We start from the raw sequence: 16,346 nt of genomic DNA, 5'->3' as shown, positions 1-16,346 counted from the left end.
CCGGTTCACGACTTCAGGTCGGCATGTGAACGTTATTGCGTCGCCGGTTTCAAGTGTGGGCGGCCCGGCGCGGAAAGACGGCGTCCCACACCGCAAGCGCCTGGGCGGTCTCGCGCACATCATGCGCCCGCACCGCCGCCACGCCCGCCGTCGCCCCGGCCAGATGCGCCGCCAGCGAGCCGCCCAGCCGCTGACCGGGCTCGGCGCCCAGAGGATCCAGCGCCGCGATGAAGCGCTTGCGGCTGGCGCCCAGCAGGACCGGATAGCCCAGGGCGACCAGGCGCGGCAGGGCGGCGATCAGGGCCAGGTTGTGCTCTGGCGTCTTGCCAAAGCCGACGCCGGGATCCAGCCAGATCCGGTCGCGCGCCACCCCGGCGGCGACGGCGCTCTCCGCCCGGGCCAGCAGGAAAGCCTCGACCTCGGCCACGACGTCGTCATAGGCCGGCGCGTCCTGCATGGTCCCGGGCTGGCCCAGCATGTGCATCAGCACCACCTGGCAGCCCAGCTCGGCGGCGACCTCGGCCGCGTCGGGCGCGAACCGCAGGGCCGCCACGTCGTTCCAGATCGTCGCCCCCGCCGCGACGGCCGCGCGGGCGACGGCGGGCTTCATGGTGTCGATCGAGATCGGGATGTCGCTCTGGGCGCGCAGGGCCTGGATCAGCGGGACGACGCGGGCGATCTCGTCTTCCTCGGCCACCGGCGTCGCCCCCGGCCGGGTGGATTCCCCGCCGATGTCGAGGATGTCGGCCCCGTCGGCGATCAGCCGCCGCGCATGGCCCAGGCCCGACGCGGGGTCCAGAAAGCGACCGCCGTCGGAGAAGCTGTCGGGCGTGACATTGACGATCCCCATGACGCGGGGGCGGGTCTGGCTGGCGGTCATGACAGCCTTCTAGGCCCGAGCGCTCCCTGCGTCACGTCGCCCGCCACGCAAGAAAAAAGCCGGGTCAGCGAACTGACCCGGCTTCATCATCTTCACAGGACCCGAAAGCCTAGACCGTCACGCCCGTGGGCGAGATCGGCACCGAGGCCACGGGGCCGGCCGGCTTCTTGTCGTCGTCTTCCACCCGCGTGGGCTGGACGCCCTTCATGACGCCGATGATCTCGTCGCCGCTCAGGGTCTCGAACTCCAGCAGGGCCTTGGCCACCGAATGCAGGTTGTCGAGGTCCTCGGTCAGGATCCGGCGCGCTTCGTCCTCGCCGCCCTTGACCAGGCGACGCACCTCGGAGTCGATCTTGATCATCGTCTCGGGCGAGACGTTCTGGGTGCGGGCGACCGAATGGCCCAGGAACACCTCGTCCTGGTTGTCGCCATAGGCCACCGTGCCCAGCTCGTCGGAGAAGCCCCAGCGCGTGACCATGTTGCGGGCCAGGCTGGTGGCGGCGCTGATGTCGCTGGAGGCGCCCGAGGTGATCTTTTCCTTGCCGAAGATCAGCTCCTCGGCCACCCGGCCGGCCATCATGATGGCCAGGCGCGAGGTCATCATGTCGTAGCTCATCGAGTAGCGATCGCCCTCGGGAAGCTGCATGACCATGCCCAGGGCCCGGCCGCGCGGCACGATGGTGGCCTTGTGGACCGGGTCGGCGACGGGAACGCGCAGGGCCACCAGGGCGTGGCCGCCCTCGTGATAGGCCGTCAGCTTCTTCTCGTCCTCGCTCATGGCCATCGAGCGACGCTCGGCGCCCATCATCACCTTGTCCTTGGCGTATTCGAAGTCGTGCATGGTGACCATGCGACGGTTCTTGCGCGCGGCGGTCAGGGCGGCCTCGTTGACGAGGTTGGCCAGATCCGCGCCCGAGAAGCCGGGGGTGCCGCGCGCCAGGGTGCGCACGTCGACATCGGCCGCCAGCGGGATGTTCTTCATGTGGACGCGGATGATCTTCTCGCGACCGGCGACATCAGGGTTGGGCACCACGACCTGACGGTCGAAGCGGCCGGGACGCAGCAGGGCCGGGTCCAGCACGTCCGGACGGTTGGTGGCGGCGATCAGGATGATGCCTTCATTGGCCTCGAAGCCGTCCATCTCGACCAGCAGCTGGTTGAGGGTCTGCTCGCGTTCGTCATTGCCGCCGCCCAGGCCGGCGCCGCGATGGCGACCGACGGCGTCGATTTCGTCGATGAAGATGATGCAGGGGGCGTTCTTCTTGGCCTGCTCGAACATGTCGCGCACGCGGCTGGCGCCGACGCCGACGAACATTTCCACGAAGTCGGAGCCCGAGATCGTGAAGAACGGCACGCCCGCCTCACCCGCGACGGCGCGGGCGATCAGGGTCTTGCCGGTGCCGGGAGGGCCGATCAGCAGGGCGCCCTTGGGGATCTTGCCGCCCAGGCGCTGGAACTTGGCAGGGTCCTTCAGGAAATCGACGATCTCCGTCAGCTCTTCCTTGGCCTCGTCCACGCCGGCGACGTCGTCGAACACGACGCGGTTCTTGTTCTCGGTCAGCAGGCGGGCCTTGGACTTGCCAAAGCCCATGGCGCCCTTGGCCCCGCCCTGCATCTGCCGCATGAAGAACACCCACACGCCGATGACCAGCAGGATGGGCGCGAGGTTCAGCAGGATGGCCAGCAGGCTGATGCCGCCGCCCTTGAACTTGACGTCCGCGCCCTTCGCCACGAGGCGATTGACCAGTTCGTCGGAATTGTTCGGCGCATTGACGGTCAGCACCTTGCCGGTCCCGTCCTTGGCCGAAACCACCGCGCCCGCGATGTCGGCGGACTTGATCTCGCCGGCGTCGACCTTCTTGAGCAGCTGCGAATAGCTGATCTCACCGCCGCTTTGGGTGTGTGAGGTCTGGTTGACGACGAACACGCCGACCAGCACCGCGATGATCACCAGCCAGATGGCCGCATTCCTGAAATTCATACGCGTCGTCTTCCCAACGATAGCCTTCGACTTCCCAAGATAGGAGGTCGTGAGCGCTTGCGCCACGCGCGCGTCGTCAGGTCACGCATTCTTGGTCGATTAGGCCGGTCGCGGCCCTGAACCGATCCAGAAAGAGAGCCCCCACGCGCTCGCCCTGGCTCATAGCAAGAGACGGGCCGCCAAGCACGGGGCAGCTAACGCCCCCCGCCTTGTCCAGCAAGGCGGGCAAGGCCGGACGGGCCGAAGCGGGCACGGCCTTGAGCGCCGCGCGCTGGGCCGGCGGCAGGCTGGCGGCCAGGCCCTTGAGGGGCAGAATGCTGATCGCCGCGCCGCCCGCGAAAATTTCGTATCGACCGTCCCAGACGCCCGTCTCGCCCGCCGCCAGGTCCAGTCTGGCCAGCCCACCGCGCGCTGTCTCGCCCGCGTCGCGGCCAATCCTCACCGCGTCGGGACCGGCATCGATTCGCGCGCCCGCCAGGGTGGCGGTGAAGATCTCGCCCGATCGCAGCCGCGCGACCAGCCGCTCCAGCCGCTCGCCGCGCGGCGGACGCACGGTTCCCGCCGCGCACAGGCAGGCAGCCGCCACATGGGCGGCGGCCGCGTCGCGCGGCAGGGTGAGGATGCCGAAGGCGTCGCCCGCGAAGCTGGGCGGCGGCGGCGGGGGGGCCTTCCAGGCGATGTCGGTCGGCCCGGCGCGGCGCATCCTGGCCCGCAGGGAGCGCGGATCATCATTGGCCGGGTCGTCCAGCCAGGTCTGGCCTCGCTCGATCAGCCAGGCCCGGATGTCCGCCCGGCGCTCGGTCAGCAACGGCCGCAGCAGAAAGACGCCCCGCCCCTCGGGCCAGGCCGGCGACGGCGACCAGTCGCGAGGATCGGAGACCGTCGAGCCCTGCGCGCGCATGGCGGCGGCCTCGGCAAGGTCGTCGGCGGTGTGGCCCAGCAGCAGAACCCTGGCGCCGGCGGCGCGGGCGGCCTCGGCCAGCAGGGCGTGGCGGGCCCGGCGCGCGGCGGCCGACAGGCCCGTGGCGGGCTTGTCGCCGGTCCAGCGGAGCCCAAGAGCGGTCGCGCCCAGAGCCTCGGCCCGGGCGATTGCGTCACGGGTCCAGGCGGCGCTGGCCGGCCGCAGCTGATGATCGACGGTCAGGCTGAGAACAGAGCGGCCGTGCGTCCTGGCCCAGTCGAGGGTCGCCAGAAGCAGGGCCAGGGAGTCGCCGCCGCCGGAAAAGCCGACCGCGAGGGGCGCCGCGCTTTCGGGATCCAGCCGCCGGTCGAGGGCGGCCAGGACCGTGTCTAGGCGCACTTGGCCGCGACGCGGGTCGAGGCCGCCCGCGACACGATGGCCGCCGGGGCCTTGGGATAGCGACGGCCCAGTTCGTCCAGCGTCTTGCAGGCGTCGGTCGGCTTCTTCAGCGCCACCAGCGCGCGAGACAGCTTCAGCGTCGCGTCCGGCGCCCAGCTGGTCTGCGGCCAGCCGCGAATGGCGCCGATATAGGCCCCTGCCGCGTCGGCATAGGCCTCACGCACGAACAGCGTCTCGCCCAGCCAGTAGCGGGCTTCCGGCGTCCTGGCGTTGTCGGGATAGGCGGTCACATAGGCCGAGAAGGCGGTCTCGGCGTTGGCGTAGTCGCCATCCAGCAACAGCTGGCGCGCCGACTTGAAGGCGGCGGCGGGATCGGCGGCCGGGGCGGGCGCGGCCGGGGCGGCGGCGACCTGCTGGGCCTGGGCCTGGGCCGCGGCGTCCATGTCGGCCAGCTTCTTTTCCAAGGCGGCCAGGCGCGCTTCGAGCGCGTCGGCGCGGGCCTTCTGGTCGCCAGAAGCCCGGCGGGCCTGATCCAGGTCGTGGGTCAGGGCCTCGTTCTGGCCGTTCAGCTTTTGCAGGGTCTGTTCAAGGTCGCCCAGCCGCTCGCCGAGGCTGGCGATCTGGGCGTCGGTCTCGGCCGGCTGCACGACGACGGGCTTGCCCGTGTCGCGGCCCTGGAAGACGATCGACCGCAGCTCGCGAACGACCTTTTCCATGCGCTCGATGCGCTTGGCCGAACGGTCGTCCAGCGGATCCTCGGGCAGCGGCGTCTGGGCCAGGGCCGGCAAGGCGGTGGTGGCCAGCAGGGCGGCGAGCAGAACGGATTTCAGCTTCATGTCGGCGATTATGCCCTGATTGCGGACAAAAGTGGGGCGGTGAAATAGAAAGCCCTCCCCCTTGATGGGGGAGGGTTGGGTGGGGGTGACGCGGCGGTTCAGCTGGAAAGCCGCATCACCCCCATCCCCGGCCCTTCCCCCATCGAGGGGGAAGGGAGCATTTTCTTATCGCGCGCCGTCGGTGATGGCGGTGCGGGCGTTACGGTTCTTGGCCCAGGCGTCTTCCGACGAGCCGGCGTCGATCGGACGCTCCTTGCCGTAGGACAGGGTCTCGATCCGCGCGCCCGACACGCCCTGGCTGACCAGGAAGTCGCGGACGGCGTTGGCGCGGCGAGCACCCAGGGCCAGGTTATATTCGCGGGTGCCGCGTTCGTCGGCGTTGCCTTCGATGCGGATGCGGACGGCCGGATAGCGGTTGAGCCACTGGGCCTGGGCCGACAGCACCGGCTGGGCGTCGGCGCGGACCACATATTCGTCCGTGTCGAAATAGATGCGCTCGCCGATATTGATGACGAAGTCCTGCATCGAGCCCGGCAGGATGCCCGGCTGCGGCGCCGGAGCCGGCGGCGGGGTGTAGGGCGCGCTCGGCGGAGCGGGCGTGGGAGCAACGGGAGCGGGACCAGCGGGCTTCGGACGCGAAGCGCAGGCGGCGAGGGAAGCAGCCGCCAAACCGATCAGCGCCAGTCTAGTGACGCGCTTGGTGTCGAAGTTCATCCAGTTTCTCCTCAAAACTTCGGTTCGGACCTGATGGATACCCGCCAAGCCTCTCGACGGGTCAAAAAAATGCCAGACCAAACCTCACAATGGCGTCAGATGACCCTGCCGGGACCTTGATTCACTTGCAAGGCGAACAACAGGCGCAACGCTCCCAAACGGCCGAGGTTGCCTTCGGGGGTTCGATTGCTGCGGCGATCAGTCCAGCAGCGGCGACCAGGCGGGGTCGGAGGCCGAGCCCTGATAGGCCGCCGGGCGCAGGATGCGGCCGGTGATGTCCACGGTCCACAGGCGGGGATTGCCGCCCGAGCTCTCGCGGAAATACATCAGCACGCGGCCGTTCGGAGCCCAGGTGGGGCCCTCGTCCAGATAGCTGGTGGTCAGCAGGCGCTCGTCCGATCCATCCGTGCGCATGACGCCGATGTGGAACTGGCCGCCCGTCTGCTTGGTGAAGGCGATGAAGTCGCCGCGCGGGCTCCACACCGGGGTGGTGTAGCGGCCGCCACCGTACGAGATGCGCCGCACGCCCGAGCCGTCGGCGTTCATCACATAGAGCTGGGCCTGGCCGCCGCGGTCGGAATTGAAGGCGATCTTGCTGCCGTCCGGCGAGAACGACGGCGAGGTGTCGATGGCCGGATCGGTGGTGATGCGGGTCGACTGGCGGCTGCGCAGGTCCAGAACATAGACATCGCTGTTGCCGCCCTTCTCCACCGAGAACGCCACCTTGCTGCCGTCGGGCGAGAAGCGCGGGGCGAACACCATGCCGGGGAACTTGCCGACCGTTTCCTGGCGGCCCGTCTCCAGGTTCAGCAGGTAGATCGACGAGCCGGTCGGCCGCAGGGCCATATAGGTCAGCTCCTGGCTGGTGGCCGAGAAGCGCGGGGTCATGACGATATAGGAGCCGTCGGTCAGGAACTGCGGATTGGCGCCGTCCTGGTCCATGATCGCCAGCCGCTTGACGCGGGCCATCTTGGGGCCGCTCTCGGCCACGAAAGCCACGCGGGTGTCGAAATAGCCCTTTTCGCCGGTCAGGCGCTCATAGACGGCGTCGCTGATCTTGTGGGCCACCCGGCGCCAGTTGTCGGGGGTGGACGAGAATTGCAGGCCCAGCAGCTGCTGCTGGCTGAAGACGTCCCACAGGCGGAAGTCGACGCGCAGGCCGCCGTCGGGGCCAACCGTGACCTGGCCATTGATCAGGGCCTGAGCCCCGGTGGCCTGCCAGTCAGGAAAGCGCGGCTGGACGTTGACGTCCTGCAGCCGGTCGGGAACGCCGGTGACGTTCAGCGGCTGGAACAGGCCTGACCGCTCGAGATTGCCGGTGATGACCTGGGCGATATCGGCGCCGCGCGGCGATCCCGAAAAGGCCGGCACGGCGATCGGCAGCGGCTTGACCGCGCCGGCGTTGATGTCGACCTCGATCTGGGCCGAGGCGGGCCCGGCCAGCATCGCCCCGCCCAGCAGGGCGGCGACCATCAGGAGCAGAGCTTTCAAGCGCATCACGTTTCCCTTCGGAGCGGTCATCGGGAGCAGGCCTGTTTTGCGTTGAAGTTCAGGGCGATTTTCTGACCGTAGAGGTCGGAAGGCAGATAGGCGAACGGCGAGGCCTGCAACAACGCGCGAACCGCCCGGTCGGACGCGGCCTTGACCACCAGATCGGATGAGGTGGCCCCCGGCGTCTCGGGCTGCCCCACCACACGGCCGCCCGCGCCGATCACGAAGACCACCCGCACGCTGACATTGGCGCCGCCCTCGACCTCGCAGTTGGGGTTCCAGCGGTCCTGCACCTCACCCTGCAGGCGACCCAGCGCGGCGGCCGACAGGCCGGTGGCGGCGCCCAGGGCCGGACGGGCCGAGACGGAGGTCTCCGCGCGGGTCGGGCCCTTGGGGGCCGCAGCCGCCGGCTTGCCGGTCGACTTCTTGGTCTTCGACAGCGACGCCTCCAGCGAGGCGAGGAAATCGTCATTGGCCTTGGCGGGCGCCGGCTTCTTGGCGGGCGTCGGGGTGGGAACCGGCTTGGGCGCGGCCTTGGACGGCGGCGTCGGCGCGGGTGTCGGGGTGGGCGCGGGCGTCGGGGCCGGCGGCTCCGGCGTCGCCTCGGGAACCGGCGCCTCGGTCTGCGCCGTCTGGTCTTCCAGGGCTTCCTCGGCCGGACGCACATTGGTCGGCCCGTTGGTGACGATGGTCACCGGCACGCTCTCGCCCAGGGTGATGGGCGTGGGCTTCTTCCACGGCAGTCCGATCAGGATCACGGCCGCCACCAGCCCGTGGAGCGCGACCGACCCGATCAGGGCGGGCGAGAAGCCGGTTTCGCGTGAGCGGCTCATCCGCGACCCTATTGCGCGGGCCGCAGGTCGCCCGAGCCCTCGGGCAAGGCGTCGCGCGGGACGGCGCCCGAGGAAGGGCCGCCCGTCTCGGTGATCAGATTGATCTTGGAGAAGCCGGCGTTCGACAGGGCGGCCATGGTCTGGGCGACGATGGCGTAGGTGGCCCTGCCGTCGGCGCGCACGAACAGCGGCTTGTCATAGCCGTCGCCGGCGATGGCGGTGATGCGCGGGGCCAGGTTTTCGAACGGGATCTCGGTCTCGCCCCCCTTGGGCTCGGTCACGAAGATGTGGCCGTCCTCGCGGATCGACACCGTGATCGGCTCCTGCTGGCTCTGCAGGGCGGCGGCCTCGGTCTTGGGCAGTTCCAGCGGCACGCCGGCGGTCAGCAGCGGGGCGCTGATCATGAAGATGATCAGCAGCACCATCATCACGTCGACCAGGGGCGTGACATTGATCTCGGACAGGGCCCCGCGCGAGCGGCGACCGCGGCGGCGACCCCGACGGCCGCCGGTGGCGAAGGCGTCGTTGGCGGACATGGTCATCGGATCAGACCCGCTCGGCCAGGCGACGCTGGATCGCGGTGGAGAGGTCGTCGGCGAAGCCTTCCAGGCGGCCGGCGTACTTGCCCGCGTCGGTCGAGAACTTGTTGTAGGCGATATAGGCGGGAATGGCGGCCACCAGGCCGATGGCGGTGGCGAACAGGGCCTCGGCGATCGACGGGGCGACCACGGCCAGGGAGGTGTTCTTCGACAGGGCGATGGCCTGGAACGCGTGCATGATGCCCCACACCGTGCCGAACAGGCCGATGAACGGGCTGGCGGTGGCGACGATGGCCAGACTGCCCAGGCCCTCTTCGACCTTGGCGGTCTCACGGGCGATCATCGTGTCCATGATCCGATCGATGCGCTGGATCAGGAAGGCGGCCTGATTCTCGGTGATCGCGCCGCGCGATTTGGCCTCGCGCCATTCCTTGAGGGCGGCCTGCAACATGCGCGGCAGCGGATGGCGGGGACTGGCCCCGGCCTCGCCGGCCACGTCCTCCAGCGACCGGCCCTGGCCGACCTGGGCCTCGAACCGGGCGGCGGCGCTGTTGAGCGAGGCGAAGCGGAACAGCTTGTCCAGAATCACCGCCCACGAGCCGAGCGAGGCGAGGATCAGACCGACCATCACCCCTTTCACAACCCAGTCGGCCTGCATGAACAGGGCCAGGAACGAGAAGTTGGCGGGGGCGGCTGCGGCGGCGTCCATGCGGGGGATCCTGCTCCGTTGGGGCGTCAGTCTGTGATCTAGCGCCTTACTGGCATGAAGCGGCGCTTTGGTGAAACTATGACAATCACCGGGTGAGGTTGAAAATCCCCCGGTTTCAGACTTCGCTCCCGGCAGGGGGCTCCAACCAGGGGGTCATCTGGGCCACCATCTGGGCTGTCGGCTTGCGTGGGCGACCATCCAGGCTGATGCACACCGCCACGCCCGCCGCCTGACAGATCAGCTCCTCGCCGCGGGTGATCCTTTGACTGACGAACAGCCGGGGGCCCTTGATACTGTCATAGGTGGTGCGGACGAGCAGGGCGTCGTCGATCCGCGCCGAGCGCTTGAAGTCCAGTTCCATGCGGATGATCGCAAACGCGGTGTCGGCCTGGGCCAGCTCGGTATGTGAAATGCCGATCAGCCGGAAGAAGTCGCTCCGCCCGCGCTCGAAATAGCGCAGATAGTTGGCGTGATAGACGATGCCGGAAAAGTCGGTGTCTTCGTAATAGATCCGGACGGGTAGCTGGTGCTCGCGGCCATGGAAGACGCCGGCGGTGGGGTCTGGGGTGGTCATCTCGATGGCTCCTTCGACTTGCCCCCTACGGATCGCTTCGCGATCGTCTTCCCCCGGAGGGGGAAGATGGAGTCGGCGCGCTTCATCTTCCCCCTCCGGGGGAGGAGCGCGAAGCGCGGAGGGGGCAAGTGACCAGACTACTCCTCCCCAAACAACCCCGCCTGCCCCTGCGGAGCCGCCGGCGCCTTTAGCCCCAGGTGCAGATAGGCCTTGCCGCAGGCCACCCGTCCGCGCGGGGTGCGCTGGATGAAGCCCTGCTGCATCAGATAGGGCTCGATGACGTCTTCCACGGCGTCGCGAGCCTCGGCGATGGCGTAGGCGATGGTCTCGACCCCGGCCGGGCCGCCGCCATAGTGCTCGATCAGGGCGCGCAGATAGCGCCGGTCGAGGGAATCCAGCCCGACTTCATCGACTTCAAGTCTCGCCAGGGCCATGCCAGCCGCCTTGCGGTCGATAACCGTCGCGCCGTCGGCCTCGGCGAAGTCGCGCACGCGGCGCAGCAGGCGGCCGGCGACGCGGGGCGTGCCGCGCGCCCGGGCGGCGATCTCGGCGGCGCCGTCTTCCGACAGCGGCGCGCCCATCTTGCGGGCCGCGCCCAGCAGCACGTGTTTCAGCTCGGCGTGGGTGTAGAACTCCAGCCGGATCGGGATGCCGAAGCGGTCGCGCAGCGGCGTGGCCAGCATCCCCGCCCGCGTGGTCGCCGCCACCAGGGTGAAGGGGGCCAGGTCGATGCGGATCGAGCGGGCCGAGGGCCCCTCGCCGATCACCAGATCCAGCACATGGTCCTCCATGGCCGGATAAAGGATCTCCTCGACGTTCGACGACAGGCGGTGGATCTCGTCGATGAACAGGACGTCGTTGGCTTCCAGATTGGTCAGGATCGCCGCCAGGTCGCCGGGCTTGTTCAGCACCGGGCCCGAGGTGGCGCGGAAATTGACCCCCAGCTCGCGGGCGACGATCTGGGCCAGGGTGGTCTTGCCCAGGCCGGGCGGGCCAAACAGCAGCACATGGTCCAGGGCCTCGCCCCGGCCCTTGGCGGCCTCGATGAAGACGCGAAGATTGCCCTTGGCCTGCTCCTGGCCGACGAACTCGGCCAGGGTCTGTGGACGCAGGGCCTTGTCGGCCGTGGTGGGCGCGGCCTCGTGGGGCTGGGCTTCGCCGGAGATGATGCGGGTCATGGCGAAACTCTCTCCCTTCCCGTCGGCGGATGGGGGAAGGGTTGGGGATGGGGGTGACTAGGGCGGTCAGGTTCGCGCCAGCGGCCAGCGCCGAGACACCCCCATCCCAACCCTTCCCCCATCAAGGGGGAAGGGCTTTTAAAGCCGATCACCGCCCCAGCTCCTGCAAGCCGGCCTTGATCAGCGCCTGCACCGTCGCTTCGTCGCCCAGCTTCGCCGCCGCCGCCTGGACCACGCGGCGGGCGTTCACTTCCGCCACGCCCAGACCCATCAGCGCCGCCACCGCGTCGCCTGTTGGCGCGGGCTTGACCTTCACGGGCGCCGCGCCCGACGAAGGCGCGGTCATCAGCACCGGACCGTCGGTGATCGGCTTGTCCTTCAACTCGGTGACGATCCGCAGGGCCAGCTTGGGCCCTACGCCCGAGGCGCGGCCGACGGCGGCCTTGTCCTCGCGGGCGACGGCGCTGGCCAGCTCGGCCGGCGACAGAATGTCCAGCACCGCCATCGCCGCCTTGGGGCCCACGCCCTGGATGGCCTGCAGCAGCACGAAAGCCTTGCGGTCCTCGCGCGTCCCAAAGCCGTAGAGCCGCAGGCCGGCGCTTTCGCTCCACTGGCTCTCGATGTGCAGCAGGGCCTCCTCGCCCAGGGCCGGCAGGCGCGACAGGGTGCGCGAGCCGCAGCGAACCACATAGCCCACGCCCATGACGTCGATCAGGGCCTCTTCCTCGCCGACCTCGGCGACGGCGCCTCTGAGCCTGCCGATCATGCGACCCTCCGGTTGGCGACGCGCAGATTGGCGTGGGTGATGGCGACGGCCAGGGCGTCGGCGCAGTCGGCCGTGGTCTTGCCCGCCGTGGGCAACAGGCGGGCGATCATGAAGCCGATCTGGGCCTTGTCGGCCGCCCCGGTGCCGACCACCGCCTTCTTGACCAGGCGGGTGGAGTATTCGGCCACCAGCAGGCCGGCGCGGGCCGGGGCGATCAGGGCGGCGGCGCGGGCGTGGCCCAGTTTCAGGGTCGACTGGGCGTTGGTGTTGAGGAACACCTCCTCGACCGCCGCCTCATCAGGCTTGTGCTGCTCGATCACCGCGCAGATGCCTTCAAACAGGTGCAGGAGGCGTTGGGCGAACTCGGCCTTCTCGTCGGGAACGATCACCCCATGGGCGACGTGGCTCATGCGCGAGCCCTCGACGGTGACCACGCCCCAGCCGGTGCGGCGCAGGCCGGGGTCGAGGCCCAGGATCCGGATCGGGATGCGATTCATGTTCATCATGTGTTCTCGCAACATCGCCTGTTCCGCGCCCGAGGAAAAGCCCCTGTATCGCTAACGACTCGTAAACAGCGGCCCTTGCGCGCGGCGGCTTTGCGGGCTCTCCTTCGGCAAAGGTATTAGGGAGATGCTTTGATGCGTATGGTCGGATGGATGACGACGGCGGCTCTGCTCGCCTTGCCGGTGATGGCTAGCGCCCAAACGGCGACCCCGCCGGCCAATGTCCGCCCCGACCAGCTGAAGTTCCGCGACCTCTACAAGGAGCTGGTCGAGATCAACACCACCCTGTCGGTGGGCAGTTGCACGACCGCCGCGGAGGCCATGGGCGCGCGCCTGAAGGCCGCCGGCTATCCCGACGCCGACATCCAGATCGTGGTCGAGCCCAAGCACCCGCGCGAAGGCTCGCTGGTGGCGATCCTCCACGGCAGCGATCCCAAGGCCAAGCCGATGCTGCTGCTGGCTCATATCGACGTGGTCGAAGCCAACCGCGCCGACTGGACCCGCGACCCGTTCAAGCTGATCGAGGAGAACGGCTATTTCTTCGGTCGCGGCACGTCGGACGACAAGGCCCAGGCCGCCATCTGGGCCGACAGCATGGTTCGCCTCAAGCAGGAGGGCTTCAAGCCCCGGCGCGACATCAAGATGGCCCTGACCTGCGGCGAGGAGAGCGAAGGCTATAACGGCATCGAGGACCTGGTGAAGAACCACCGCGCCCTGGTCGACGCCGAATTCGCCCTCAACGAAGGCGCCGACGGCCTGCTCGACGAGAACGACAAGCCCGTGGTGCTGGAAGTCCAGGCCGGCGAGAAGGTCTATCAGGACTTCACCCTGACGGTGACCAATCCGGGTGGCCACTCCAGCCGTCCGGGACCCGACAACGCCATCTACCAGCTGTCGGCGGCCCTGGACCGCATTGGCGCCTACAGGTTCCCCACCCGCTTCAACGACGCCACGCGTGGCTATTTCACCGTGATGCAGGGCCGCGTGCCGGCCGAGACGGCGGCGGCGATGAAGGCCCTCGTCGCCAATGTCGAGGATCCGGCGGCGCTGAAGGTCGTAACCGCCGACCCGATGTGGAACTCGATGCTGCGCACCACCTGCGTGGCCACCATGGTCAGCGCCGGACACGCGCCCAACGCCCTGCCCCAGCGCGCCACGGCCAACGTCAATTGCCGCATCCTGCCCGGCACGCCGGTCGAGGAGGTCAAGGCCAGGCTGACGGAACTGGCCGGCGATCCGGCCGTGGCGGTGACCCTGGCCCACGAGTCCAAGCCCGCCTCGCCGCCCCCGCCCCTGACCCCGGCCATCATGGGCCCGATCAACAAGGAAGCCGCCAAGCTGTGGCCTGGCGTGCCGATCGTGCCGATCCTGCTGACCGGCGCCACCGACGGTGTTCACACCAACGCCGCCGGCATCCCGACCTATGGCGTTTCGGGCCTGTTCGGCGGCTCGGACGGCGACGGCATCCACGGCCTGAACGAGCGCATCCGCGTGAAGTCGCTGTATGACGGGCGGGACTTCCTGTTCGGGCTGATCAAGGATTACGCGGGCGGGAAGTAACTCCCGGACACCGTCCCTCTCCCCTTGCGGGAGAGGGTGACCCCGGCGAACGCCGGGGTCGGGTGAGGGGTCGCGCGGGCCTTTTCGAGAGGGCTTTCAACCCCTCATCCGGCGCTGCGCGCCACCTTCTCCCGCAAGGGGAGAAGGATTTTAAGCCGCCACGGCCTTGGCCCCGAACAGCGTCGTCAGGATCAGCTCCTCGACCACCCCGGCCTCGACCCCCACGCAGACCTCGGCATTGGGCTCGCCGTCGATGCGATCGATCCGCCCCTGACGAATGCCGTCGACCGTGACCCTCAGGCGGGCCGGCTCGAATATGAAGGCCTCCGGCGCGATCAGGCTGGCGGCGGCCACGGCGTCGTGCGGGTGGCAGGCGTCGGTCAGGCCCCAGACCTGGCCATGGAAATCCATATAGGTCGCCGCCGCCCGGCTCAGACGGGCCGACAGGGGTGAGCCGCAGCAGGCGGCGCCCGCGTCCAGCGCGGCCCGGGTCAGGGTGACCTGGCTGGTGGCGTCCATCGGCATCAGGCGCGGCATGACCCCGGCCTCGAGCACGCGCTGCAGGGCTTCTGGATCACTCCAGCTGTTGAAATCAGACCCGCCGGCCGCCTTGCCCTCGACAGCGAAGGCACCGGCCATGATCGTCGGACGCCAGCCCCGGAAGGCGGCGGGGTCCTCCAGCAGGCCTTGGGCCAGATTGGTCAGCGGCCCCAGGAACAGGCCGGTGATCTGGCGGCGGGCGACGAAGGCCAGCAGGCTGGTCCCGTGGCCGCGATCCAGCTCCGGCAGCTTCCAGCGTTGCGAGAAGCCCGCCCCATTGAGACCATCGACGCCATGGGCCGGCCGCATGCGCTCGACGCGCCGCTTGGCCAGGCCGGACCCCGCGCCGATATAGACCTCGGCCCCGCAGCCGGCCAGGCGCAGCACGCCCCGGGCGTTGGCGGCGGCCTGATCGACATAGGTGTTGCCGAACACCGCCGAGACCGAGCCCACCTCCACCGCGTCGCGGGCCCGCGCCAGCATGGCCAGGGCCATGGCGTCGTCCACGCCGCAGTCGGTGTCGATGTGAACGCGGAGGGTCATGGGGGGAGTGTAGCGGAAGGGATGTGACGGCGAGAAGACGTTGTGTCGTCCGGCGGCCCGGCGGTTGACGATAAAGCCCGGCGGCGCCTTAGCTTCACCCCATGAGCGGTCCCGAAACCCAACTCGCGGCGTTCATCGCCCGGTTCACGCCCGAGGTCGCGGCGCTGGGAACTCAGGCTGTCGACAGACTGACCCGGCGGATTCCGCAGGCCGACCGCCTCGTCTATGACAACTACAACGCCCTGGCCGTCGCCTTCGCGGCCGACGACAAGGCCTCGAACGCGATCTTCTCGATCGCCTTCTATCCGCGATGGGTCAGCCTGTTCTTTGGCCGAGGGGCCGAACTGGACGACCCGGCCGGCGTGCTCAAGGGCGGCGGATCGGTCATGCGCCATATCGTGCTGACCAGACCCGAGGACCTGGACCGTCCCGAGATCTCGGCCCTGATCGGCCAGGCCCTGGAAAAAGCGAAAAAGCCGCTCCCGGCCGATGGCCAGGGGCGGCTTCTGATCAAGTCGGTCTCGGCCAGGCAGCGTCCGCGCCGGCCGGGGCCCGATATAGGCTAGCCCAGCTTGGCCAGGTCTTCGTCGCTGATCTCTTCGTTCGAATAGACGTTCTGCACGTCGTCATCGTCGTTGAGCATGTCCAGCAGCTTCATCAGGGTGGCGACGCTGTCGCCGGTCACCGGCACCTGCATCTTGGGACGCCAGGCGATCTTGGTGTTGGAGGCCGGGCCGAACTTGGCTTCCAGGGCGGCGGCGACCTCGTTGAGGCTTTCGAAGGCGGTATAGACCGTGTGGCCTTCGCCCTCTTCGTCCATGTCCGACTCGACATCGTCGGCGCCGGCCTCGATGGCGGCTTCCATCATGTCGTCTTCCGACGCGGCCTTGGCCGGATAGCCGATCTGGCCGACATGGTCGAAGTTGAAGGTGACCGAGCCGGTCGCGCCCATATTGCCGCCCAGCTTGGTGAAGTAGGAGCGAACATTGGCCGCGGCGCGGTTCCTGTTGTCGGTCAGGACCTCGACGATGATGCCGACCCCGCCGGCGGCGACGCCTTCATAGCGGATCTCGGTATAGTCGGCCGCATCACCCATCTGCGACTTCTTGATCGCGCGATCGATGACGTCCTTGGGCAGGCTTTCGGCCTTGGCGTTGTTCACCGCCAGGCGCAGACGCGGGTTCATGTTCGGGTCGGCAACGCCGGCCTTGGCCGCCACGGTGATTTCCCGCGACAGCTTGGAGAACAGCTTGGAGCGCGCGGCGTCGGCGCGGCCCTTGCGGTGCATGATGTTCTTGAATTTCGAGTGGCCGGCCATTCGGGGGCTCTATCTCTGGTCTGATGATGGAGTTTGGGCGCGCTTCTAGCCTTTACGGCGGGGTTTTGTCACCCGGCTTGA

At 68.9% G+C, this 16,346-nt stretch carries 17 protein-coding genes; 2 read left to right on the top strand and 15 right to left on the bottom strand.

Features of this window, described 5'->3' with window-relative positions:
* Positions 1–49: 49 nt before the first annotated feature.
* The 13 genes from folP to ruvC form a co-directional block, all read right to left on the bottom strand.
* The gene (folP, locus tag ACQY9P_RS11070; protein WP_421739208.1) at positions 50–880 is read right to left on the bottom strand and encodes a dihydropteroate synthase; all 831 of its coding nucleotides are present in this window, start codon (positions 878–880) and stop codon (positions 50–52) included.
* A gap of 109 nt (positions 881–989) precedes the next feature.
* Entirely contained in the window at positions 990–2,861 is a 1,872-nt protein-coding gene (ftsH, locus tag ACQY9P_RS11065; protein ID WP_421739209.1) for an ATP-dependent zinc metalloprotease FtsH, read from the bottom strand.
* 76 nt (positions 2,862–2,937) lie between these two features.
* The gene (tilS, locus tag ACQY9P_RS11060; RefSeq protein WP_421739210.1) at positions 2,938–4,161 is read right to left on the bottom strand and encodes a tRNA lysidine(34) synthetase TilS; all 1,224 of its coding nucleotides are present in this window, start codon (positions 4,159–4,161) and stop codon (positions 2,938–2,940) included.
* Positions 4,152–4,997 carry a tol-pal system protein YbgF gene (ybgF, locus tag ACQY9P_RS11055; RefSeq protein ID WP_421739211.1) on the bottom strand — a complete coding sequence of 282 codons (846 nt, stop codon included), beginning with the start codon at positions 4,995–4,997 and terminating at the stop codon, positions 4,152–4,154. The genes tilS and ybgF overlap by 10 nt, the downstream gene beginning before the upstream one ends.
* A gap of 165 nt (positions 4,998–5,162) precedes the next feature.
* Complete coding sequence (gene pal, locus ACQY9P_RS11050) at positions 5,163–5,726, bottom strand: peptidoglycan-associated lipoprotein Pal (RefSeq protein WP_421739212.1); 564 nt, start codon at positions 5,724–5,726, stop codon at positions 5,163–5,165.
* Positions 5,727–5,909: 183 nt separating this feature from the next.
* Positions 5,910–7,208: a Tol-Pal system beta propeller repeat protein TolB gene (gene tolB, locus ACQY9P_RS11045; protein ID WP_421739213.1), complete on the bottom strand. Its 1,299-nt coding sequence runs from the start codon at positions 7,206–7,208 to the stop codon at positions 5,910–5,912.
* Positions 7,209–7,228: 20 nt separating this feature from the next.
* The gene (locus ACQY9P_RS11040) at positions 7,229–8,035 is read right to left on the bottom strand and encodes an energy transducer TonB (protein ID WP_421739214.1); all 807 of its coding nucleotides are present in this window, start codon (positions 8,033–8,035) and stop codon (positions 7,229–7,231) included.
* Between the two features lie 8 nt (positions 8,036–8,043).
* Complete coding sequence (locus ACQY9P_RS11035; RefSeq protein WP_421739215.1) at positions 8,044–8,577, bottom strand: ExbD/TolR family protein; 534 nt, start codon at positions 8,575–8,577, stop codon at positions 8,044–8,046.
* A 4-nt stretch (positions 8,578–8,581) separates the two neighbouring features.
* On the bottom strand, positions 8,582–9,283 hold the full coding sequence (gene tolQ / locus ACQY9P_RS11030) for a protein TolQ (protein WP_421739216.1): 702 nt from the start codon (positions 9,281–9,283) through the stop codon (positions 8,582–8,584).
* Positions 9,284–9,398: 115 nt separating this feature from the next.
* Entirely contained in the window at positions 9,399–9,857 is a 459-nt protein-coding gene (locus ACQY9P_RS11025) for a YbgC/FadM family acyl-CoA thioesterase (protein WP_421739217.1), read from the bottom strand.
* Between the two features lie 137 nt (positions 9,858–9,994).
* Positions 9,995–11,035 (bottom strand): Holliday junction branch migration DNA helicase RuvB, encoded by a 1,041-nt coding sequence (gene ruvB, locus ACQY9P_RS11020; protein ID WP_421739218.1) that lies wholly within the window; start codon positions 11,033–11,035, stop codon positions 9,995–9,997.
* Positions 11,036–11,183: 148 nt separating this feature from the next.
* Complete coding sequence (gene ruvA, locus ACQY9P_RS11015; protein WP_421739219.1) at positions 11,184–11,801, bottom strand: Holliday junction branch migration protein RuvA; 618 nt, start codon at positions 11,799–11,801, stop codon at positions 11,184–11,186.
* Positions 11,798–12,319 carry a crossover junction endodeoxyribonuclease RuvC gene (ruvC, locus tag ACQY9P_RS11010; RefSeq protein WP_421740115.1) on the bottom strand — a complete coding sequence of 174 codons (522 nt, stop codon included), beginning with the start codon at positions 12,317–12,319 and terminating at the stop codon, positions 11,798–11,800. Before ruvC ends, ruvA begins: the two co-directional genes overlap by 4 nt.
* A 120-nt stretch (positions 12,320–12,439) precedes the next feature.
* Between ruvC and ACQY9P_RS11005 the strand changes: the two genes are divergently transcribed.
* Positions 12,440–13,864 carry a M20/M25/M40 family metallo-hydrolase gene (locus ACQY9P_RS11005; RefSeq protein ID WP_421739220.1) on the top strand — a complete coding sequence of 475 codons (1,425 nt, stop codon included), beginning with the start codon at positions 12,440–12,442 and terminating at the stop codon, positions 13,862–13,864.
* Between the two features lie 150 nt (positions 13,865–14,014).
* Here ACQY9P_RS11005 and ACQY9P_RS11000 read toward each other — a convergent pair whose 3' ends face one another.
* Positions 14,015–14,947: a nucleoside hydrolase gene (locus ACQY9P_RS11000; RefSeq protein ID WP_421739221.1), complete on the bottom strand. Its 933-nt coding sequence runs from the start codon at positions 14,945–14,947 to the stop codon at positions 14,015–14,017.
* Positions 14,948–15,048: 101 nt separating this feature from the next.
* On the opposite strand from ACQY9P_RS11000, the gene ACQY9P_RS10995 reads away from it, so the two are divergent.
* On the top strand, positions 15,049–15,513 hold the full coding sequence (locus tag ACQY9P_RS10995; protein WP_421739222.1) for a hypothetical protein: 465 nt from the start codon (positions 15,049–15,051) through the stop codon (positions 15,511–15,513).
* Here the strand turns inward: ACQY9P_RS10995 and ACQY9P_RS10990 are convergent.
* On the bottom strand, positions 15,510–16,265 hold the full coding sequence (locus tag ACQY9P_RS10990) for a YebC/PmpR family DNA-binding transcriptional regulator (RefSeq protein WP_421739223.1): 756 nt from the start codon (positions 16,263–16,265) through the stop codon (positions 15,510–15,512). The two genes, ACQY9P_RS10995 and ACQY9P_RS10990, sit on opposite strands and share 4 nt — an antisense overlap.
* Positions 16,266–16,346 lie beyond the last annotated feature (81 nt).

The organism is Caulobacter sp. (genome assembly GCF_965279145.1).
Classification (GTDB): Bacteria; Pseudomonadota; Alphaproteobacteria; order Caulobacterales; family Caulobacteraceae; genus Caulobacter.
This window is presented reverse-complemented; position numbering and strand designations above follow the sequence as displayed.